This window comes from Curtobacterium sp. Csp1 (assembly GCF_013347185.1).
The window spans coordinates 87,747-108,588 of sequence record NZ_CP054594.1; the positions used below are offsets into that span (position 1 = coordinate 87,747).

At 69.9% G+C, this 20,842-nt stretch carries 19 protein-coding genes; 12 read left to right on the forward strand and 7 right to left on the reverse strand.

Going from position 1 to position 20,842, the window contains the following annotated elements; translation table 11 throughout:
- Positions 1–154 precede the first annotated feature (154 nt).
- The 5 genes from gap to HUN58_RS00405 all read left to right on the forward strand — a co-directional run bounded on the left by gap (position 155) and on the right by HUN58_RS00405 (position 3,941).
- Positions 155–1,165 (forward strand): type I glyceraldehyde-3-phosphate dehydrogenase, encoded by a 1,011-nt coding sequence (gene gap, locus HUN58_RS00385; protein WP_180225331.1) that lies wholly within the window; start codon positions 155–157, stop codon positions 1,163–1,165.
- Positions 1,162–2,379, forward strand: coding sequence for a phosphoglycerate kinase (gene pgk, locus HUN58_RS00390; RefSeq protein WP_180225330.1), 1,218 nt, complete (start codon positions 1,162–1,164; stop codon positions 2,377–2,379). The genes gap and pgk overlap by 4 nt, the downstream gene beginning before the upstream one ends.
- Positions 2,376–3,155 (forward strand): triose-phosphate isomerase, encoded by a 780-nt coding sequence (gene tpiA / locus HUN58_RS00395; protein WP_114850119.1) that lies wholly within the window; start codon positions 2,376–2,378, stop codon positions 3,153–3,155. The genes pgk and tpiA overlap by 4 nt, the downstream gene beginning before the upstream one ends.
- Positions 3,156–3,327: 172 nt before the next feature.
- Positions 3,328–3,579: a preprotein translocase subunit SecG gene (gene secG / locus HUN58_RS00400; protein ID WP_058742909.1), complete on the forward strand. Its 252-nt coding sequence runs from the start codon at positions 3,328–3,330 to the stop codon at positions 3,577–3,579.
- Between the two features lie 2 nt (positions 3,580–3,581).
- Positions 3,582–3,941, forward strand: a complete 360-nt coding sequence (locus HUN58_RS00405; protein ID WP_058742908.1) for an RNA polymerase-binding protein RbpA — start codon at positions 3,582–3,584, stop codon at positions 3,939–3,941.
- A 226-nt stretch (positions 3,942–4,167) separates the two neighbouring features.
- On the opposite strand, the gene pgl is transcribed toward HUN58_RS00405, so the two are convergent.
- The 5 genes from pgl to tkt all read right to left on the reverse strand — a co-directional run bounded on the left by pgl (position 4,168) and on the right by tkt (position 11,033).
- Positions 4,168–4,938: a 6-phosphogluconolactonase gene (gene pgl, locus HUN58_RS00410; protein WP_180225329.1), complete on the reverse strand. Its 771-nt coding sequence runs from the start codon at positions 4,936–4,938 to the stop codon at positions 4,168–4,170.
- An 88-nt stretch (positions 4,939–5,026) separates the two neighbouring features.
- Entirely contained in the window at positions 5,027–5,971 is a 945-nt protein-coding gene (locus tag HUN58_RS00415) for a glucose-6-phosphate dehydrogenase assembly protein OpcA (RefSeq protein WP_180225328.1), read from the reverse strand.
- Positions 5,968–7,506, reverse strand: coding sequence for a glucose-6-phosphate dehydrogenase (gene zwf / locus HUN58_RS00420; protein WP_065959048.1), 1,539 nt, complete (start codon positions 7,504–7,506; stop codon positions 5,968–5,970). Before zwf ends, HUN58_RS00415 begins: the two co-directional genes overlap by 4 nt.
- Before the next feature lie 192 nt (positions 7,507–7,698).
- Positions 7,699–8,811 (reverse strand): transaldolase, encoded by a 1,113-nt coding sequence (gene tal, locus HUN58_RS00425; RefSeq protein ID WP_114849930.1) that lies wholly within the window; start codon positions 8,809–8,811, stop codon positions 7,699–7,701.
- A 128-nt stretch (positions 8,812–8,939) separates the two neighbouring features.
- A complete protein-coding gene (tkt, locus tag HUN58_RS00430) occupies positions 8,940–11,033 on the reverse strand; it encodes a transketolase (RefSeq protein ID WP_114849929.1) in 2,094 nt (697 codons plus the stop codon).
- 395 nt (positions 11,034–11,428) lie between these two features.
- Between tkt and HUN58_RS00435 the strand changes: the two genes are divergently transcribed.
- Positions 11,429–12,361, forward strand: a complete 933-nt coding sequence (locus HUN58_RS00435; protein WP_058742902.1) for a heme o synthase — start codon at positions 11,429–11,431, stop codon at positions 12,359–12,361.
- Positions 12,362–12,787: 426 nt separating this feature from the next.
- Here HUN58_RS00435 and HUN58_RS00440 read toward each other — a convergent pair whose 3' ends face one another.
- Positions 12,788–13,774, reverse strand: a complete 987-nt coding sequence (locus tag HUN58_RS00440; RefSeq protein ID WP_180225327.1) for a heme A synthase — start codon at positions 13,772–13,774, stop codon at positions 12,788–12,790.
- A gap of 266 nt (positions 13,775–14,040) precedes the next feature.
- Between HUN58_RS00440 and sufB the strand changes: the two genes are divergently transcribed.
- From sufB to HUN58_RS00465, 5 genes are all read left to right on the forward strand, one after another.
- Positions 14,041–15,459, forward strand: a complete 1,419-nt coding sequence (sufB, locus tag HUN58_RS00445; protein ID WP_114849926.1) for a Fe-S cluster assembly protein SufB — start codon at positions 14,041–14,043, stop codon at positions 15,457–15,459.
- Positions 15,459–16,733, forward strand: coding sequence for a Fe-S cluster assembly protein SufD (sufD, locus tag HUN58_RS00450; protein ID WP_180225326.1), 1,275 nt, complete (start codon positions 15,459–15,461; stop codon positions 16,731–16,733). Before sufB ends, sufD begins: the two co-directional genes overlap by 1 nt.
- Complete coding sequence (locus tag HUN58_RS00455) at positions 16,730–17,059, forward strand: non-heme iron oxygenase ferredoxin subunit (protein ID WP_111238524.1); 330 nt, start codon at positions 16,730–16,732, stop codon at positions 17,057–17,059. Before sufD ends, HUN58_RS00455 begins: the two co-directional genes overlap by 4 nt.
- Before the next feature lie 70 nt (positions 17,060–17,129).
- Positions 17,130–17,897, forward strand: a complete 768-nt coding sequence (sufC, locus tag HUN58_RS00460) for a Fe-S cluster assembly ATPase SufC (RefSeq protein WP_058727807.1) — start codon at positions 17,130–17,132, stop codon at positions 17,895–17,897.
- The gene (locus HUN58_RS00465) at positions 17,897–18,226 is read left to right on the forward strand and encodes a metal-sulfur cluster assembly factor (protein WP_022902786.1); all 330 of its coding nucleotides are present in this window, start codon (positions 17,897–17,899) and stop codon (positions 18,224–18,226) included. Before sufC ends, HUN58_RS00465 begins: the two co-directional genes overlap by 1 nt.
- A gap of 294 nt (positions 18,227–18,520) precedes the next feature.
- Here the strand turns inward: HUN58_RS00465 and HUN58_RS00470 are convergent, their stop codons facing one another.
- The gene (locus HUN58_RS00470) at positions 18,521–19,120 is read right to left on the reverse strand and encodes a biotin transporter BioY (protein WP_114849924.1); all 600 of its coding nucleotides are present in this window, start codon (positions 19,118–19,120) and stop codon (positions 18,521–18,523) included.
- Positions 19,121–19,235: 115 nt separating this feature from the next.
- Here HUN58_RS00470 and HUN58_RS00475 point away from each other — a divergent pair, with 115 nt between their 5' ends.
- On the forward strand, positions 19,236–20,834 hold the full coding sequence (locus tag HUN58_RS00475; protein ID WP_058743387.1) for an ABC-F family ATP-binding cassette domain-containing protein: 1,599 nt from the start codon (positions 19,236–19,238) through the stop codon (positions 20,832–20,834).
- Positions 20,835–20,842 lie beyond the last annotated feature (8 nt).

Sequence of the window (20,842 nt, forward strand, 5' to 3'; positions counted from 1 at the left end):
GACGGACCGTCATCCGGCGCGGGTCCGCAGTGTCCGACTGCTAGGGTCGTTACGGCGACGTTACGGGGCGTATCGTCCACCACACGTGGGCCCGAAGGGCCCATGACTCCGAAAGCAGCGCCCCCGGGGCGCTCCACACCCACCAGGAGATCCATTGACCGTCAAGATCGGCATCAACGGCTTCGGCCGCATCGGCCGTAACTTCTTCCGGGCCGCCCTCGCGAAGGGCTCCGACCTCGAGATCGTGGCGGTGAACGACCTCACCGACAACGCGGCGCTCGCGAACCTGCTGAAGTTCGACTCCGTCACCGGTCGCCTCGGCGTCTCCGTCGAGCTCGACGGCGACAGCATCGTCGTCGACGGCAAGCCGATCAAGGTCCTCGCGGAGCGCGACCCCGCCGACCTCCCCTGGGGCGAGCTGGGTGTCGACGTCGTCATCGAGTCGACCGGGTTCTTCACCAAGGCCGCCGACGCGCAGAAGCACATCGACGCGGGCGCCAAGAAGGTCATCATCTCCGCCCCTGCCACGGGTGACGACGTCACCATCGTGCTCGGCGTGAACGAGGACCAGTACGACCCGGCGAACCACCACATCATCTCGAACGCGTCCTGCACCACGAACAGCCTCGCGCCGCTCGCCAAGGTGTTCCACGACAAGTTCGGCATCGAGCGTGGCCTGATGACGACGGTGCACGCCTACACCGCCGACCAGAACCTGCAGGACGGCCCGCACAAGGACCCGCGTCGTGCCCGTGCCGCCGCCCTCAACATCGTCCCGACCTCCACGGGTGCGGCCAAGGCCATCGGCCTGGTCATGCCGGAGCTCGCCGGCAAGCTCGACGGCTACGCGCTCCGCGTGCCGGTGCCCACCGGTTCGATCACCGACCTCACCCTCGAGACCAAGTCCGAGGTCACCGTCGACGAGATCAACGCCGCCTACAAGGAGGCCGCCGAGGGCCCGCTCAAGGGCATCCTGCTCTACAGCGAGGACCCGCTGGTCTCGACCGACATCACCACGGACCCGCACTCCTCGATCTACGACTCCGGCTTGACCAAGGTCATCGGCGGCCTCGTGAAGATCACCTCGTGGTACGACAACGAGTGGGGCTACTCGAACCGCCTCGTCGACCTCACCGAGTACGTGGGCGAGCGACTCTCGGCATGAGCCTGCGTACCCTCGAGGACCTCGGCGACCTCGCCGGCAAGCGCGTCGTCGTCCGCTGCGACCTGAACGTCCCGCTCAAGGACGGCAGGATCACGGACGACGGCCGCGTGCGGGCGTCGCTGAGCACGCTGAACACCCTGGTGAACGCCGGAGCGCGGGTCATCGTGATCTCGCACCTCGGCCGTCCCGACGGGTCGCCGGCGCCGGAGTACTCGCTCGCCCCCGTGGGGCAGCGGCTCTCCGAGCTGCTCGGGAAAGAGGTCACGTTCGTCGGCGAGACCGTCGGCGACGAGGCGACCGCGGCCGCCGAGGCCCTCGGGGACGGCGACGTCCTGCTGCTCGAGAACCTCCGGTTCAACCCGGAGGAGACCTCGAAGGACGCCGCCGAGCGCCAGCGGTTCGCCGAGCGGATCGCCGCCCTGGGCGACGCGTTCGTGTCGGACGGCTTCGGCGTCGTGCACCGCAAGCAGGCCTCGGTCTACGAGCTCGCCGCGGCGCTGCCCAGCGCCGCCGGCTCGCTCATCGAGTCCGAGCTGACGGTGCTCGAGCGCCTGACGAAGGACCCCGAGCGGCCGTACACGGTCGTCCTCGGCGGGTCGAAGGTCAGCGACAAGCTCGGGGTCATCGACCACCTGCTCCCGCAGGTCGACACGCTCTGCATCGGCGGCGGCATGCTCTTCACGTTCCTCGCGGCCCAGGGCCACGGGGTCGCGAAGTCGCTGCTCGAGCAGGACCAGCTCGACACGGTGCGCTCGTACCTGGCGAAGGCCGACGAGCTCGGCGTGACGATCGACCTGCCGACCGACGTCGTCGTGGCCTCGGGCTTCGCGGCGGACGCCGAGCACGAGACGGTCGCGGCCGACGCGATCGAGTCGACTGCGTTCGGCGCGGACGGCATCGGGCTCGACATCGGTCCGGAGACGGCCGCCCGGTTCGCGAAGGCGGTGTCCGGGTCGAAGACGGTGTTCTGGAACGGTCCGATGGGCGTGTTCGAGTTCCCGGCCTTCGCGGCCGGCACGAAGACCGTCGCGCAGGCGCTCACCGAGGTCGACGGCCTCGGGGTCGTCGGTGGCGGTGACTCGGCAGCAGCCGTGCGGTCGCTCGGCTTCGCCGACGACCGGTTCGGCCACATCTCGACCGGTGGCGGTGCGAGCCTCGAGTTCCTCGAGGGCAAGTCGCTACCCGGTCTCGAAGCACTGGGGTGGTCCCGATGAGCCGTACGCCCTTCATCGCCGGCAACTGGAAGATGAATCTCGACCACCTCCAGGCGATCGCCACGGTGCAGAAGCTCGCCTGGACGCTGAAGGACGCGCGCCACGACCACGACGACGTCGAGGTCGCGGTGTTCCCGCCCTTCACCGACCTGCGCAGCGTGCAGACGCTGATCTCGGCCGACAAGCTCGAGATCCGCTTCGGTGCCCAGGACCTGTCCCAGTACGACTCCGGTGCCTACACCGGTGACGTCTCGGGGGCGTTCCTCAAGGCACTCGACGCGCAGTACGTCATCGTCGGGCACTCCGAGCGTCGCACGATGCACGGGGAGACCGACGAGGTCGTCGCCGCCAAGACCGCCGCCGCCGTCAAGCACGGCATCGTCCCGGTCGTCTGCGTCGGCGAGACCGGCGAGGAGCGCGAGCAGCGCGGCGCGGGCGTCGTCCCGGTCGAGCAGCTGAACGTGGTCCTTCGCGCGGTGCAGCCGTCCGAGATCGTCGTGGCGTACGAGCCGGTCTGGGCCATCGGCTCCGGCCAGGCCGCCACGCCCGAGCAGGCGCAGGACGACTGCGCCGCGCTCCGTCGGGCCATCGCTGCGGCGTGGGGCGACGAGGCCGCTGCGGCCACGCGGGTGCTCTACGGCGGTTCGGTGAAGTCGGGCAACATCGCGGGCTTCCTCCGCGAACCCGACATCGACGGTGCGCTCGTCGGCGGCGCGTCGCTCGACGTGCAGGAGTTCGCGGCGATCGCGCGCTTCCGTCAGCACGTCGGGCTCTAGTCCCACTTCGCTCCCAGGCCGGTCACGTCCGCGTGGCCGGCCTGGTCAGCGTCCGGCACCGGGCCAGACCGGTGCTCGGCTGCTCCGGCGCCAGGCCACACCGGTGCCGGTGGCCCCGGTCACTCCGGCAGCCCGGTACACTTGCATGGCTGACTGACACGAAAGGTACGTCGTGGCGATTCTCTCCGTCGTGCTGCAGGTCCTGCTCGCGATCACGAGCCTCCTGCTCACGCTCCTCATCCTGCTGCACAAGGGCCGCGGTGGTGGCCTCTCCGACATGTTCGGCGGCGGCGTGACGAGCAACCTCGGGGCGTCCGGCGTCGCCGAGCGCAACCTCAACCGCATCACGGTGATCCTCGGTCTGATCTGGATCGTGTCGATCATCGTGCTCGGTCTCATCAACAAGTTCACAGCGGGGAGCTGAACATGGCAAGCGGAGGCAGTGCAATCCGGGGCTCGCGCGTCGGAGCCGGGCCCATGGGGGAGCAAGACCGCGGGGTCCAGGCCGAGCGTGTGGCCGTCTCGTACTGGGACGCCCTCGGGAACGAGGTCGTCCGGTACTTCTCGGCGACCCTCCCCGACGAGGAGATCCCCGAGACGGTCGACTCGCCGTCCACCGGGCTCCCGGCCGGTCGCGACAAGGAGAACCCTCCGGTCGTCGCGAAGACCGAGCCGTACAAGACCCACCTGGCGTACGTCAAGGAACGTCGCACCGAGGAAGAGGCAGCGCAGCTCCTCGAGGACGCGCTGCAGCAGCTCCGGCAGCGTCGCGGCACCGCGAAGTAGCCCCACGGTCGTCAGAAGGCCCCCGTACCGATCCGGTACGGGGGCCTTCGTCGTTGCCTTCGCTGCTCGCGTCGCAGGACGGGCGCGGGGGCTTCGTCGTTCGCGAGTGTGCACGACATGCCGCGGGTCGCACGTCGACCGGGCAGGAGTCGTCGCCGCGCAGTGCCGAGCGTGACAGAAGAGGCCCGCTCGCGGGGTCGCGAGCGGGCCTCTTCCGGGGGTGCGCCTAGTACGTCGACGCGATGAGGTTCTCGGGGACGTCGCGCGCGGCGTCCTGGTCGACGAAGAACACCGTGCGCTTCCGACCCTGCACGCCGCCGACGGGGACCTCGTCCACCGCGGCGCCGGCGAGGGCGAGCCCCAGGACCGAGGCCTTCTCGGCGCCGGACAGGATGACCCACACACGCTGCGAGGCGTTGATCACCGGGAAGGACAGTGTCAGACGCTGCGGCGGCGGCTTGGGGGAGTCGTCCACGGTCAGCACGGCACGGTCGGTGACGGCGAGCTGCGGGAACTCCGGGAAGAGCGAGGCGGTGTGGCCGTCGGGGCCGACGCCGAGCAGCGTGATGTCGAACCGGGGTGCGACGGCGCCCTCGGGTGCGGCGTCCCGCAGTTCGCGCTCGTACTGGGCGGCTGCCTCGTCGATGGAGTGCCCGGCGTCCGAGGCGCCCATCGGGTGGACGTTCTCGGTGGGGATCCCGACGTGGTCGAGGAAGTCGGTCTGCGTGCCGGTGACGTTGCGGTCGGCGTCGCCCTCGGGGACCCAGCGCTCGTCGACCCACCAGACGTGCACCTTGGACCAGTCGACGCTCTCGCGCGCCGGCGACTGGCTGATCGCGGCGAGGACCAGGGAGGAGACGGAGCCACCGCTGATCGCGATGTCCGCGCGCTCCTGCTCGTCGAGCACGTCGATGATCTTCGTGAGGAAGCGAGCGGCGACGGATGCGCCGAGGGCCTGCTTGTCCGGGTGCACCAGCACCCGTCGTTCGTTGGTCACGTGACTCCCGTGTTCGTGGCGGCCCGGCGCGCGAGCAGGACCGGGTCGGCCGGACCGCCACCGGGGTGACGGTCCGGCCCGGGTGGAGCTAGCCCGCGATCGACTCGCGGAGTTGCGGCACCCCGTGCTTGACGACGTCCCCGAAGAGGACGTCCGGGTCGAGTCTACGGAGTTCCTCGGCCAGGCAGTCGCGCAGGTTGCGGCGCGGCAGCGACAGGTCGTGCGTCGGCTGTCCGGGCATCGACAGGGTCGCGACGTCCACCAGGGAGCGCTCGAGGTCGATCGTGCCGGACTCGCGCTCGAGCTTCACGCCGTGGATGCCGCTCGAGCCGGTCGCGCGGGGCGACGTGACGACGCGGACGGGCACCTCGAGGCGCAGCTGCAGCCACGCGGCGAGCATGATCGTCGACGGGCTGTCGCTCGCGCCGGAGACCTCGACGCCGGTGACGGGCTCGTACGGCGGCTGATCGAGCGCCGCGGCGAGCTGGTTCCGCCAGAGCGTCAGCCGGGTCCACGCGAAGTCGGTGTCACCGGGGACGTAGGACTCGCCGAGCGCGGCGATCGCCTCGTTCGGGTCCTTCTGGGCGGCGGCGTCGGTGATGCGGCGCTGCGCGATCCGACCGAGTGCGGACTCGGACGGCTTCGACGGTGCGGCGTCGGGCCACCAGGCGACGACGGGGGCGTCCGGCAGGAGCAGCCCGGTGACCAGGCTCTCCTCGTCGGTCGCGGTCTCGCCGTACGCGCGGAGGACGATGACCTCGCTGGCGCCCGCGTCGCTCCCGACGCGGATCTGCGCGTCGAGACGACCGGGGGACTTCGTGTCCCCGGCGTTCTTCGACACGATGATGACGCGCATCGGGTGCTCGCGCGACGCCTCGTTCGCGGCCGAGATCGCCTCTTCCTCGTGCCCGAGGGCGGTCGAGACGATGAGGGTCAGCACGCGGCCGAGGGCGACGGCGCCGCCCTCCTCGCGGATGTGCACCAGGGTCTTCTGGATCTTCGAGACCGTGGTGTCGGGCAGGTCGATCTTCATGGACGCCTCCAGGTCCGGCCGTCGCGGGCGAGCAGGTCGTCGGCCGAGGCCGGACCCCACGTGCCGGGACGGTACTGCTCGGGCTGGCCCTGCGTGGCCCAGAACTCCTCGATCGGGTCGAGGATCTTCCAGGAGAGCTCCACCTCCTGGTGCCGGGGGAACAGGGGCGGGTCGCCGAGGAGCACGTCGAGGATGAGTCGCTCGTACGCCTCGGGGGACGCCTCGGTGAACGCGTGGCCGTAGCCGAAGTCCATCGTCACGTCGCGCACCTGCGTGCCGACGCCGGGGACCTTCGAACCGAACCGGAGCGTGACGCCCTCGTCCGGCTGTACGCGGATGACGAGTGCGTTCTGGCCGAGGGGGGACTGCGGGATGCCGAAGACGTCCTCGGGGACGCGCTTGAACACGATCGCGATCTCGGTGACGCGGCGGCCGAGTCGCTTGCCCGCGCGCAGGTAGAACGGGACGCCCTGCCAGCGACGGGTCGCGATGTCGAGCTTGATCGCCGCGAAGGTCTCGGTCGTGGACTCGGGGTTCATGCCCGCTTCCTCGAGGAACCCGAGCACCTTCTCGCCGCCCTGCCAGCCGCCGGCGTACTGCCCGCGGGCCGTCGCCGTGGCGAGGTCCTCCGGCAGGCGCACCGCGGAGAGCACCTTCTCCTTCTCGGCGCGGAGGTGACCGGCCTTGAACGAGACGGGCTCCTCCATCGCCGTGAGGGCGAGGAGCTGCAGCAGGTGGTTCTGGATGACGTCGCGCGCCGCGCCGATGCCGTCGTAGTACGCGGCACGACCGGCGACACCGATGTCCTCGGCCATCGTGATCTGCACGTGGTCGACGTAGTTCGAGTTCCAGATGGGTTCGTACATCTGGTTCGCGAAGCGGAGCGTCAGGAGGTTCTGGACGGTCTCCTTGCCGAGGTAGTGGTCGATGCGGAACACGTCGTCGGGCGCGAACACGCTCTCGACGATCGCGTTGAGCTCGCGTGCGGTGCGGAGGTCCGAACCGAACGGCTTCTCGACGACGACCCGGCTCCAGGAGCCCTCCCGCTGCTCGGTCAGCCCGGACAGCTTCAGCTGCTCGGTGACGACCGGGAACATCTTCGGCGGGATGGAGAGGTAGAACGCGTGGTTCCCGAGGGTGCCGCGCTCCTCGTCGAGGGTGTCGACGGTGCGCTTGAGCTCCCGGAACGCCTCGGGGTCGTCGAACGACCCCTGGACGAAGCGGATGCCCTGCTCGAGCTGGCGCCACACGTCCTCGTCGAACGGGGTGCGGGAGTGTTCCTTGACCGCGTCGTGGACGAGCTGGGAGAAGTCTTGGTCCTCCCAGTCGCGGCGGGCGAACCCGACCAGCGCGAACCCGGGCGGCAGGAGCCCCCGGTTCGCCAGGTCGTAGACCGCGGGCATCAGCTTCTTGCGGGACAGGTCGCCCGTCACGCCGAAGATGATGAGGGTGCTGGGTCCCGCGATCCGGTTCAGACGACGATCGGTCGGCAACCGGAGCGGGTTGTGCTCCGGGGTGACAGCCACCGGTGACATGAGTCGGTGAACTCCTTGTGAGTCGAACGGAGACGGCGGAGCGCAACGCTGCGGGGGCAGCGGCGACTCCGCCGTCGTGGTGGTCAGGGCCGGTCGGGAGGCGCTTCGCGGCTCCGGCGGGCAGGTCCTGACCGGTGGGTGCGCGCGTCCGGCGACGGTGGTCCCGTCACCGGACGCGGGCTCCGGTGGTGCCTACTTGCTGTTCTCGAGCGCGGTCTTCACCGTGTCGACGAGCTCGCCCCAGGAGACGTTGAACTTGTCGACGCCCTCCTTCTCGAGCAGCGCCACGACGTCGTCGTAGTCCACGCCCGCGGCGGCGATCTGGTCCATGACCTGCTGCGCGTCGTCGTAGGAGCCGGCGATCGCGTCGCCGTGGATCTCGCCGTGGTCGAAGGTGGCGTCGAGCGTCTTGCCCGGCATGGTGTTGACCGTGTTCGGTGCGGCGAGCTCGGTCACGTACAGGGTGTCGGGCAGCGACGGGTCCTTGACACCGGTCGAGGCCCAGAGCGGACGCTGCGTGTTCGCGCCGGCCTCCAGCAGGCCCAGGGCACGCTCGGTGGCGAACGCCTCGGTCCAGACCTGGTAGGCGAGCTGCGCGTTGGCGATGCCGGCCTTCGACTTGAGGGCCTTCGCCTCGTCGGTGCCGACGGCGTCCAGGCGCTTGTCGATCTCGGAGTCGACGCGCGACACGAAGAACGACGCGACCGAGTGGATCTTCGAGAGGTCGTGGCCGGCGGCCTTGGCCTTCTCGAGGCCACCGAGGTAAGCGTCGATGACGGCGCGGTAGCGCTCGAGCGAGAAGATCAGGGTGACGTTCACCGAGATGCCGGCACCGATGACCTCGGTGATGGCCTCGAGGCCCTCGACGGTCGCGGGGATCTTGATGAGGACGTTCTCGCGGCCGACCTTCTCGAACAGGAACTTCGCCTGCTCGATGGTCTTCGCGGTCTCGTGCGCGAGGCCCGGCTCGACCTCGATCGAGACGCGGCCGTCGAAGCCCTTGGTCTCGTCGTAGATCGGCTTGAAGACGTCGGACGCGTTCGCGACGTCCTGGGTGGTGATCTCGAAGATCGCGTCGGTCACGTCGGTGCCCGCGGCGGCGAGCTCCTTGACCTGCGCGTCGTAGCGCTCGCCCTTGGCGAGGGCCGACGCGAAGATCGTCGGGTTCGTCGTGACGCCGACGACGTTCTTCTGCTCGATCAGCTCGGAGAGCTTGCCGGTCTCGAGGAGCTCCCGCGAGAGGTCGTCGAGCCAGATGCTGACGCCGACCTCGGAGAGGGCGGCGGTGGGGGTGTTCTCAGCCATGGTGTTCCACTTCTTCTTTCGTCGGCCCGGAGGCCGTGGACTGTGGGCCGGGAGGCGCGGGGCGGGGCCCGCCACGAGCCTCCCGGCAGCAGGGCCGGATCCGGCGTACCGGACCCGGCCCTGGAGGGTCAGGAAGCTGCGATCGATTCCTTGGCGGCGGCCACGACGTGCTCCGTCGTGAAGCCGAACTCCGCGAAGAGCCGCTGGTAGTCGGCCGACGCACCGAAGTGCTCGATCGAGACGCTGCGGCCCTTGTCGCCGACGATGTCCCGCCAGCTCATCGCGATGCCGGCCTCGACCGAGACGCGCGCGGTGACGGCCTTCGGCAGGACCTGCTCGCGGTAGTTCTCCGACTGCTCGAAGAACCACTCGAGGGACGGCGCGCTCACGACGCGGGCGTTGATGCCCTCGCCCTTGAGCTGCTCGCGCGCGTCGACGGCGATCTGGACCTCGGAGCCGGTCGCGATGAGGATCACGTCCGGGGTGCCGTTCGGCGCCTCGGCCAGGACGTACGCGCCCTTGCCGACGTTCTTCGCCGAGGCGAAGGTGTCGCCGGAGGCCTCGCCCTCACCGCGCTCGAACACGGGGAGGTTCTGACGGCTCAGCGCGATGCCGGCCGGGCGATCCTTGTGCTTGAGCATCTCGAGCCAGGCGTAGGAGACCTCGTTCGCGTCGGCCGGGCGGACGACGTCGAGACCCGGGATCGCACGGAGGGCGGTGAGCTGCTCGATCGGCTGGTGCGTCGGGCCGTCCTCGCCGAGGGCGATGGAGTCGTGCGTCCAGACGTAGATCGCCGGTGCGCCCATGAGCGCGGCGAGACGGACCGCCGGACGCATGTAGTCGCTGAAGATCAGGAAGGTGCCGCCGAAGGGGCGGGTGTTCCCGTGCAGGACGATGCCGGACAGGATCGAGCCCATCGCGTGCTCGCGGATGCCGAAGTGCAGCACGCGGCCGTACGGGTCGGTGCTCCAGGTCTTCGTGCTCGCCTCGGCCGGACCGAAGGACTTCGCGCCCTCGATCGTGGTGAGGTTCGACTCGGCGAGGTCCGCCGAACCGCCCCAGAACTCGGGCATGAGCGGCGCGATGGCGTTGATGACCTTGCCGGAGGCGGCGCGGGTCGAGACGTCCTTCTCGGTGGAGAAGACCGGCAGGGCCTCCTCGAGGCCCTCGGGGAGCTCGCCGGCGTTGATGCGGTCGAGCATCGCCTTCTTCTCCGGGTTGGCCGCGGCCCACGCGTCGAAGGTCTTGGTCCACTCGGCGTGCTCGGCCTGGCCCTTGGCGACGGCGCCGCGCGTGTACTCGAGGACCTCGGGGTCGACGTGGAAGGTCTGCTCGGGGTCGAAGCCGAGGACCTCCTTGAGGCCCTTCAGCTCCTCGCCACCCAGGGCGGAGCCGTGGATCTTGCCGGAGTTCTGCTTGGTCGGCGACGGCCAACCGATGATCGTCTTGAGGACGATGAGCGACGGCTTGGTCGTCTCGGCCTTGGCGGCCTCGACGGCGCGGTAGAGCTCCTCGACGTCCTCGGAGTACTCGCCGGTCTTCTTCCAGTCGACGTGCTGGACGTGCCAGCCGAGCGACTCGTAGCGGGCGGCGACGTCCTCGGAGAACGCGATGTCGGTGTCGTCCTCGATCGAGATCTGGTTCGAGTCGTAGAACACGACCAGGCGACCGAGCTGCTGGCGGCCGGCGAGGCTCGCGGCCTCGTTCGTGACGCCCTCCTGCATGTCACCGTCACCGGCGATCACGTAGGTGAAGTGGTCGAACGGCGACTCGCCGTCGGCGGTCTCCGGGTCGAACAGGCCGCGCTCGAAGCGCTGCGCGTAGCCGAAGCCCACGGCCGAGGCGAGACCCTGGCCGAGCGGGCCGGTGGTGATCTCGACGCCGTCGGTGTGGCCGTACTCCGGGTGACCCGGGGTCTTGGAGCCCCACTTGCGCAGGTGCTGCAGGTCCTCGAGCTCGAGGCCGTAGCCGTGCAGGTAGAACTGCACGTACTGCAGGATCGAGGCGTGGCCCGCCGACAGGATGAAGCGGTCGCGGCCGATCCAGGTGGAGTCGCTGGGGTCGCGACGCATCACCTTCTGGAAGAGCAGGTGGGCGACGGGCGCGAGGCTCATCGCGGTGCCGGGGTGACCGTTGCCGGCGGCCTCGACCGAGTCGGCGGCGAGGACGCGCGCCGTGTCGACGGCCTTCTTGTCGATGGCGTCCCAGGTGAATTCAGCCACTTGGATGTTGACCCTTCGTTGTTGCGACATGTGCGAGGGCTCGTGCCATCGCACGGACATGATCGCCGTCCCGGGGCCGGGTGTCGTGCTGCCGTCCGAACGGCGGCCGACCGGCTCGGTACGGCCGACGTCTTCGGGGCACGCACTACGGGAGGCCCCTCCAGCATAGTGACCACGCACTCAGAAGGTGTCCAGGTGACACGGCCACCGTGTCGGTGCGCTGCAGTGGCTCTGGCGGTCCGGCGGGGCGGGGCATCATCGCGGCGCCGTGATGGCCTAAACTAAGCAGGACCCGTGTGCATTCCGGGTCGACGCACGCCCCGACGACGACGGAGCCGTCCACCGAGTGTGCGAGCTGACGCGAACAGACTGAGGTTCCCTTGCCGACTGCCACCGTGACCCGGCCCGACACCGATCGACCCCGCTCGACGCTGTCCCGCAAGGTCCGTGCGTACGTCTCGCTGACCAAGCCGCGCGTCATGGAGCTCCTGCTCGTCACGACCGCGCCGACGATGTTCCTGGCCGAGCGTGGCGTCCCCGACCTGTGGCTCGTGTTCTGGACGATGCTCGGCGGGGCGATGTCCGCCGGGTCCGCGTCGGCCTTCAACTGCTACATCGACCGCGACATCGACCGGCTGATGAAGCGCACGAGCTCCCGTCCGCTCGTCACCGGCGAGCTGTCGGACCGCGAAGCGCTCGTGTTCTCGTGGGTGCTCGCCGTGCTGTCGACGGCGGTCCTCGGCTTCCTCGTGAACTGGCTCGCGGCCGCCCTCAGCGTCGTCGCGATCCTCATCTACGTCTGCGTCTACACGCTGTGGCTCAAGCGCCGCACGCCGCAGAACATCGTCTGGGGCGGGTCCGCCGGTTGCATGCCGGTGCTCATCGGCTGGGCCGGGGTGACCGGCTCGCTGACGTGGACGCCGATCATCCTCTTCATGGTGATCTTCCTCTGGACGCCGCCGCACTACTGGCCGCTGTCGATGAAGTACCGCGACGACTACGACGCGGCCGCCGTGCCGATGCTCGCGGTGGTCCGGGGCCGCACGGTCGTCGGCCTGCAGGTCGTGCTGTACGCCTGGGCGACGCTCGTCTGCTCGCTGCTGCTGATCCCGGTCGCCGGCATGGGGCCGCTCTACACGGTCGTCGCGCTGGCCGGGGGCATCTGGTTCGTCGTCGAGTCGCACCGCCTGTACTCGCGAGCGATCCAGCACGTCGAGCACGTGCAGCCGATGCGCGTCTTCCACAGCTCGATCACCTACCTGACGCTGCTGTTCATCGCGGTGGGCATCGACCCGCTGCTGCCGCAGGTCTTCACCTTCTCGCTGTAGCGGCGGGCGCCCGGGGCTCCCGGGAGACGGTCGTCGCGTTCCGCGAGACGCCCGCCTGCGCCCGAGACGCCCTCCTGTGCACGAGACGCCGCCGGTTCCGGCGGCGTCTCGTGCGTTCAGGGGCGTCTCGCGTCGGCGGTGCGCGGCGACGGACTGGAGGCACGGGGCGGGCCGGTGCCGTGCCTCCCGTCCGGTGGGTGGGTGCGTCGGTCCGGCGGCACGCGCCGGGGTGACGGCGTGACGGCGTGACGGTCGATCGTCGCCGTCGTGGATCACCGCCGCTGTCGTCCGACCGCGGACGTGACACTCCGTCGGTCGGCGCGGTGGCGATCCCGGTCGTCCGGCGGCAGCGACGCAGCCGCGACGCGCTCGGGACGACGGAATCCCGCGGACCGAGGGCCCGCGGGGTTCCGGTGGTGGGCCGGGTCAGGCGTGCAGCGGTTCCCGCGCGGCCTGGCGTCCGGCGGTGCCCCGCGTCGACAGGACCACGACGGTCACCGCACCGACCAGGAGTCCGGCGAGGACCATGTGCGTCCCGACGAGCCCGACCGGCAGGCCCGTGCGGGCCTGGGTGAGGCCGACCGCGATCTGGATGAACTCGACCACGAGGAGCAGGAGCGCCCAGGTGCTCGGCAGGCGCAGGCGGACCGCGCCGACGACGAGCACGAGCGTCAGGGCGAACAGGGCGTAGGCCGGGATCGCGTGCAGGTGCTCCATGAGGGCGGGGTCGAACCCCGTGCGGTGCAGACGGCCGCCGTCCACGGCCTCGTCCGCGCCGGCGTGCGGGCCGGAGCCGGTGGTCAGGATCCCGACGAGCACGGTCACGGCGACCGCCGCGACGGTGCCGCTGACGACACCGCGGTACCAGCCCGGGACGAGTCGGTCGGCGGTACGGGGCCCCCGCATCGCGCGGTAGACCATCGTCGCGGTGATCGCCACGAGGGTCGCGGAGACGACGAAGTGCAGGCCGACGACGAAGGGGTTGAGGTTCGTCAGGACGCTGAGGCCGCCGATCACGGCCTGGACCGGGATGGCCACACCCTGTGCGAACGCGAGCCAGAACAGCTCCGGGCGGGTACGGCGCATCCGGACGACCGCCAGGAACGCGGCGATCGCGACGACGACGAGCACGAAGGTGAGGAGCCGGTTCCCGAACTCGATGACGCCGTGGATGCCCATCTCGGGCGTCGACACGAGCGACTCGGCGGTGCACTTCGGCCACGTGGGGCACCCGAGGCCGGAGGCGGTCAGGCGCACGAGCCCACCGGTGCCGATGAGCACCACCTCGACGACGAAGGAGGCCCAGGCCAGCCAGATCACGCGGCGGTCGACCGACCGGGGGAGGGACCACCACCGTGCGGTGCCGCCGTCCGGTGCGACGCTCTGCTCGACGGTGGGTCCGACGCGAGTCACGAGGGTGGTGCCTTCCTGTTGTTCGGTGCGGCGAACCTGTAGGATTCGAGGGTTCAGCAGCAGTCAAGTCTAGGCAGGCGCCGGCTCCGAATGGGCCGTGATCGCGGATCGGTCGGACGACTGCGTGGAACCATTGTCGTTGCGAGGCAGCAACAGCGTGGCCGACCTGCACGTGACGAGCGTGTCGGAGGTCTGCGGTGGAATGGCGTCCGCACGCCACGGGTTCACCCGGAGACGCTGCCGTGCGAGAAGGAAACGAGGAGACCATGTCCGACGTGCTCATCGACCGTCCCGAGCTCGAAGGGCTCGGCCAATACGAGTTCGGCTGGTCCGACTCCGACACCGCCGGTGCGTCCGCGCGCCGTGGCCTCTCCGAGGAGGTCGTCACCGACATCTCCACCCGCAAGGGCGAGCCCGAGTGGATGCAGAAGCTCCGCCTCAAGGCCCTGACGCTCTTCGACCGCAAGCCGATGCCCTCGTGGGGCGCCGACCTGTCGGACATCGACTTCGACAACATCAAGTACTTCGTCAAGTCCACGGAGAAGCAGGCCCAGACCTGGGAAGAGCTGCCCGAGGACATCCGCAACACCTACGAGCGCCTGGGCATCCCCGAGGCCGAGCGCCAGCGCCTGGTCGCCGGCGTCGCCGCGCAGTACGAGTCCGAGGTCGTCTACCACCAGATCCGCGAGGACCTGGAGCAGCAGGGCGTCATCTTCATGGACACCGACACGGCGCTCCGCGAGCACCCGGAGTTCTTCGAGGAGTACTTCGGCTCCGTGATCCCCGCCGGCGACAACAAGTTCGCCGCGCTCAACACGGCGGTCTGGTCCGGCGGCTCGTTCGTCTACGTCCCGAAGGGCGTGCACGTCGAGATCCCGCTGCAGGCCTACTTCCGGATCAACACCGAGAACATGGGGCAGTTCGAGCGGACGCTGATCATCGCGGACGAGGACTCCTACGTCCACTACATCGAGGGCTGCACCGCGCCGATCTACAAGTCGGACTCGCTGCACTCCGCCGTGGTCGAGATCATCGTCAAGAAGAACGCCCGCGTCCGGTACACGACCATCCAGAACTGGTCGAGCAACGTCTACAACCTCGTCACCAAGCGTGCGATCGCGCACGAGGGCGCCACGATGGAGTGGATCGACGGCAACATCGGCTCCAAGGTCACGATGAAGTACCCGTCGATCTACCTCGCCGGCGAGCACGCCAAGGGCGAGACCCTGTCGGTGGCCTTCGCGGGCCCCGGGCAGCACCAGGACGCCGGCGCGAAGATGATCCACATGGCGCCCTACACGACGTCGTCGATCGTCTCGAAGTCGATCGCCCGTGGCGGCGGTCGTGCAGGCTACCGCGGCGAGGTCCGGGTGGACCCGGCGGCCCACCACGCGGCGAACACGGTGCGCTGTGACGCGCTCCTCGTCGACACCGTCAGCCGGAGCGACACCTACCCGGCCATCGACATCCGCGTCGACGACGTGCAGCTCGGGCACGAGGCCACGGTCTCCCGCGTCAGCGAGGAGCAGCTCTTCTACCTGATGTCCCGCGGCATGCCCGAGGACGAGGCGATGGCGATGATCGTCCGCGGCTTCATCGAGCCGATCGCCCGCGAGCTCCCGATGGAGTACGCGCTCGAACTCAACAAGCTCATCGAGATGAGCATGGAAGGATCCGTCGGCTAGTGAGCAGCTCCACGCCCACCCCCCGCATCGACCAGCCGGTCGCCCCCGCACCCGGCTCGGAGCAGCACGGTGCGAAGGCCCACTCGGACGGCGGCTGGGACGCCCCGGACGCCGCCGCGAAGAAGGTCCCCGTCCAGACCCGTTCGGAGCGCCCGCAGTCGGGTGACCTCGACGCGTTCCCGCCGGTCACCGGTCGCGAGGTCAACTGGAAGTTCGCGCCGATCGCCAAGCTCCAGCCGCTGCTCGACGGCGGACTCGACGGCTCCGCCTACCCGTTCCTCGCCCGTCAGACCGAGGGCGCGGACGTCGAGTGGGGTCGCAGCGACGACCCGGCCGTCGGGACCGCGGGTCTGCCCGAGGACCGCGCCGCGGCCGCCGCGTGGACCGCGCGCGACGCGGTGCTCAAGGTCACCGTCAAGGCGACCGAGGCACACGAGTCCATCTCGATCACCCGCTCGGACTTCGGCACGCAGGCCCGCGCGGCGCACACGGTCATCACGGCCGAGCAGCACGCGCAGGGCATCGTCGTCATCGACAACCGTGGCTCGGCGCTGCTCAGCGAGAACGTCGAGATCGTCGTCCGCGACGGTGCGCGCCTGACCGTCGTCAGCCTGCAGGACTGGGACGACGACGCGGTGCACGTGTCGACGCAGTTCGCCGAGGTGGGGCGGGACGCCTTCCTCAAGCACGTCGTGGTCTCGCTCGGCGGCGACGTCGTCCGGGTCAACCCGTCCACGCACCTCGGCGCGCAGGGCGCGGACACCGAGATGTACGGCGTGTACTTCGCCGACGCCGGGCAGTACATCGAGCAACAGGTCTACGTGAACCACGACGCGCCGAACACGCGCGGCCGGGTCAACTACAAGGGTGCGCTGCAGGGCGAGGGCGCGCACACGGTCTGGATCGGCGACGTGCTCATCGGCCGCGCCGGCGACGGCACCGACTCGTACGAGCAGAACCGCAACCTCGTGCTCACCGACGGCACGCGCGCGGACAGCATCCCGAACCTCGAGATCGAGACCGGCAACATCGAGGGCGCCGGCCACGCCAGCGCCACCGGTCGGTTCGACGACGAGCAGCTGTTCTACCTGCAGGCCCGCGGCATCCCCGAGGAAGAGGCCCGTCGCCTCGTCGTCCTGGGCTTCCTGGTGGAGGTCATCCAGAAGATCGGCGCGCCCGAGCTCGAGGAGCGCCTGATCGCCGCGGTGGAGCAGGAGCTCGCCGAGGGCCGCACCGCGGTGGCCGCGCCCGCCGACGAGCAGGCAGACGCCTGATGGCCGAGAAGGTCTGCGCCGAGTCGGAGATCGCCGTCGACAGCCCGATGCGGGTCGTCGTCGACGGGACGGCCGTCGCGATCGTGAAGGACTCCGCGGGCACCGTGCACGCGATCGGCGACACCTGCACGCACGGGGACATCTCCCTGGCCGAGGGCTTCGTCGAGGGCGACACGCTCGAGTGCTGGGCGCACGGCTCCCGGTTCTCGCTCGCGACGGGCAAGCCGCAGAACTTCCCGGCCTACGAGCCCGTCCCGGTCTTCCGGGTCGAGGTCCGGGACGGCGACGTGTACGTCGACGTCCACGACCCCGTGCCCGTCGACTGAGCCCCGGCTCCTCCCACTCTTCCCGCGCGGCTGACGCCGCACCCCAGCTGCAACCGAAGGAACACACGCAATGTCCACTCTGGAAATCCGCGACCTGCAGGTCTCGATCGACACCGACCAGGGCACCAAGGAGATCCTGAAGGGTGTCGACCTCACCATCAACGAGGGCGAGATCCACGCGATCATGGGGCCGAACGGCTCTGGCAAGTCGACCCTGGCGTACACGATCGCCGGGCACCCGCGCTACAACGTCACGGGCGGCTCGATCACCCTCGACGGCGAGGACGTCCTGTCGATGAGCGTCGACGAGCGCGCCCGCGCCGGCATGTTCCTTGCGATGCAGTACCCGGTCGAGATCCCGGGCGTCACGGTGTCGAACTTCCTCCGTACCGCCAAGACCGCGATCGACGGCGAGGCCCCGGCCCTGCGCGGCTGGGTCAAGGACCTGCGTCAGTCGATGGCCGACCTCAAGATGGACAGCTCGTTCGCCGAGCGCAACGTCAACGAGGGCTTCTCGGGCGGCGAGAAGAAGCGCCACGAGATCATGCAGCTCGAGCTCCTCAAGCCGAAGTTCGCGGTGCTCGACGAGACCGACTCCGGCCTCGACGTCGACGCGCTGAAGATCGTCTCCGAGGGCGTCAACCGCGCGAAGGCCGCGACCGGCCTCGGCGTGCTGCTCATCACGCACTACACGCGCATCCTCCGCTACATCAAGCCGGACTTCGTGCACGTGTTCGTCGCGGGCAAGGTCGCGGAGCAGGGCGGCCCCGAGCTCGCCGAGCGCCTCGAGAACGAGGGCTACGACCGCTACGTCCAGGCAGCTGCGGCGGGCAACTGATGATCACCGCACTCTCCCCGGAGAAGTTCGACGAGGTCGTCGAGGGCCTCAAGGAGGTCCAGGACCCGGAGCTCGGCGTGAACATCGTCGACCTCGGCCTGATCTACGACCTCGCGATGGACGACGAGGCGAACGCGCTCGTGATCAGCATGACGCTGACCAGCGCGGGCTGCCCGCTGACCGACGTCATCGAGGGTGACACGGCCAACGCGCTCGACGGCATCGTCGACGCGTTCCGCATCAACTGGGTGTGGATGCCGCCGTGGGGCCCGGAGCGGATCACCGACGACGGGCGCGAGATGATGCGCGCGCTCGGCTTCTCGATCTAGTCGCGACCACCTGCAGGACGGGAGGCACGGTGCCAGCTGGCACCGTGCCTCCCGTCCGTCGTCTCGGCGTCGCGCGTCGGCCCGTCCCGCCGAGCGGGCCACATGTGGCCTACTCGGCGCCCTCGGCCGACCGGAAGTGCCCGTCCGGCGTTGTGCACGCGGCGTGTCGTGCACGCTCGCGGAGTGCGGTCGCTGATTCGCGAGCGCGCGGACGCGAGCGTCTCCGACCCGGACACGTAGCAGGGCCCCGCACCGTCCGGTGCGGGGCCCTGCTACGTGTGGGGGCGCCGGAGGTCAGCGGCGGCCGACCAGCTTCCACGCCAGGGGCAGCACGCCAGCGGCGATCAGGGCCTTGGCGACACCGCCGACGATGAACGGGTACAGGCCGGCGGCCAGCACCGACTGCAGGTCGTTCGGCGCGCCGAGCTGGCCGAGGACGACCGCGAGCCAGGGCAGGCCGAAGACGAAGGGAACGGCGCTGGCGATGAGCATCGCAGCGCCCGCGCGCAGGAAGTGCTTGTCCCAGTCGCGCTCGGCGAGCCAGCCGACCACCCCGGCCGCGACGACGAAGCCGATCACGTAGCCGAAGCTCGGAGAGACGAGCGCCGCGAAGCCCCCGGTGTGCTCGGCGAACACGGGGAGACCGAGAAGGCCGACGACCGCGTAGAGCAGGAGCGAGAGCGTGCCGCGGCGTGCACCGAGGGTGGCACCGACGAGGACGACGGCGAGCGTCTGTCCGGTGATCGGCACCGGCCACATCGGGACCTGCACCTGCGCCATCGCGGCGGTGAACAGGGCACCGCCGGCCACGAGGGCGACGTTGGTGGCGAGGCCGTGCGTGCGGAGGCGGTCGGCGAGGACTGCGCGGCGAGCGAACCCGGTGGCGTTCGTCATGGATTCTCCTAGAATGGACTGCTGGTCCCGTTCGGGACCATCGGTCCCGTCAGCGTAGCGGTGCACCTCCCGCACACACCGTTGTGCACATCCACCAACTGATTGGACGTCCTCTGTGCTTGCCGTGCACGAACTCGAGATCCGCGTCGGGGCCCGCCTCCTCATGCAGGACGTGTCCTTCCGCGTCGAGAAGGGCGACAAGATCGGTCTCGTCGGCCGGAACGGCGCGGGCAAGACCACGATGACCAAGGCCCTCGCGGGGGAGACGCAGCCCACCGGCGGCAAGATCGACCGCTCGGGCGAGATCGGCTACCTGCCGCAGGACCCTCGTTCCGGCAACCCCGAGGACACCGCGCGCAAGCGCATCCTCGACGCCCGCGGGCTCGGCGAGCTCGTGGAGGGGATCCGCCAGGCGACGCTCGACATGGCGAGCGAGGACCCGGACGTCGCCGAGAAGGCCATGCGTCGCTACAGCCGGCTCGACGACCAGTTCAACGCTCTCGGCGGCTACGCGGCCGAGGCCGAGGCGGCGTCCATCGCGTCGAACCTCAAGCTGCCGGACCGCATCCTCGACCAGCCGCTCAAGACGCTCTCCGGTGGTCAGCGCCGCCGCATCGAGCTCGCCCGCATCCTGTTCTCGGACGCGGACACGATGATCCTCGACGAGCCGACGAACCACCTCGACGCGGACTCGATCGTCTGGCTCCGCGAGCACCTGAAGACCTACCCGGGCGGCGTCATCGTGATCTCGCACGACGTCGAGCTCGTTGACGAGGTCGTCAACCGCGTCTTCTACCTCGACGCCAACCGGCAGTGCATCGACGTCTACAACATGGGGTGGAAGCTCTACCAGCGGCAGCGCGCCGCGGACGAGGAGCGCCGCCGCAAGGAGCGCGCGAACGCCGAGAAGAAGGCCGCCACCCTCAAGGACCAGGCCGCCCGGTTCGGTGCGAAGGCCACGAAGGCCGCGGCGGCGCACCAGATGGTCGCCCGCGCCGAGAAGCTCCTGGCCGGACTCGAGGACGAGCGCGCCGTCGACCGCGTGGCGAAGCTCCGTTTCCCGACGCCCGCCGCCTGCGGACGGACGCCGCTCATGGCCGAGGGGCTCTCGAAGTCGTACGGCTCGCTCGAGATCTTCGCCGGCCTCGACCTGGCGATCGACCGGGGCTCGCGGGTCGTCATCCTCGGCTTCAACGGCGCGGGCAAGACGACGCTGCTGCGCATCCTGGCCGGCGCGGACCAGCCGGACACGGGGGAGATCCTGCCCGGTCACGGCCTGCGCATCGGGTACTACGCCCAGGAGCACGAGAACATCGACGTGAACCGCACGGTGATCGAGAACATGGTGTCGGCGTCGCCGAACCTGACCGAGACCGAGGCGCGCCGGGTCCTCGGCTCGTTCCTGTTCACCGGCGACGACGGCTACAAGAAGGCCGGGGTCCTGTCCGGTGGCGAGAAGACCCGCCTGTCGCTCGCGATGATCGTCGTGTCCGGTGCGAACGTGCTGCTGCTCGACGAGCCCACGAACAACCTCGACCCGGCGTCCCGCGAGGAGATCCTCGGTGCGCTGGCCGGGTACGAGGGTGCCGTCGTCCTGGTGTCGCACGACGCCGGTGCGGTCGAGGCGCTGAACCCCGAGCGGGTCCTGCTGCTGCCGGACGGCACCGAGGACCACTGGAACAAGGACTACGCGGAGCTCATCGAGCTGGCGTAGGACCGCCG

What these genes read in the sequence shown, in the direction of transcription:
- tpiA (WP_114850119.1), top strand. Translation starts at nt 2,376, where the DNA reads ATGAGCCGTACGCCCTTCATCGCCGGCAACTGGAAGATGAATCTCGAC.
- pgk (WP_180225330.1), top strand. Translation starts at nt 1,162, where the DNA reads ATGAGCCTGCGTACCCTCGAGGACCTCGGCGACCTCGCCGGCAAGCGC.
- HUN58_RS00415 (WP_180225328.1), bottom strand. Translation starts at nt 5,971, where the DNA reads ATGAAGATCGACCTGCCCGACACCACGGTCTCGAAGATCCAGAAGACC.
- HUN58_RS00470 (WP_114849924.1), bottom strand. Translation starts at nt 19,120, where the DNA reads ATGACGAACGCCACCGGGTTCGCTCGCCGCGCAGTCCTCGCCGACCGC.
- HUN58_RS00405 (WP_058742908.1), top strand. Translation starts at nt 3,582, where the DNA reads ATGGCAAGCGGAGGCAGTGCAATCCGGGGCTCGCGCGTCGGAGCCGGG.
- tal (WP_114849930.1), bottom strand. Translation starts at nt 8,811, where the DNA reads ATGGCTGAGAACACCCCCACCGCCGCCCTCTCCGAGGTCGGCGTCAGC.
- zwf (WP_065959048.1), bottom strand. Translation starts at nt 7,506, where the DNA reads ATGTCACCGGTGGCTGTCACCCCGGAGCACAACCCGCTCCGGTTGCCG.
- HUN58_RS00465 (WP_022902786.1), top strand. Translation starts at nt 17,897, where the DNA reads ATGATCACCGCACTCTCCCCGGAGAAGTTCGACGAGGTCGTCGAGGGC.
- sufB (WP_114849926.1), top strand. Translation starts at nt 14,041, where the DNA reads ATGTCCGACGTGCTCATCGACCGTCCCGAGCTCGAAGGGCTCGGCCAA.
- sufC (WP_058727807.1), top strand. Translation starts at nt 17,130, where the DNA reads ATGTCCACTCTGGAAATCCGCGACCTGCAGGTCTCGATCGACACCGAC.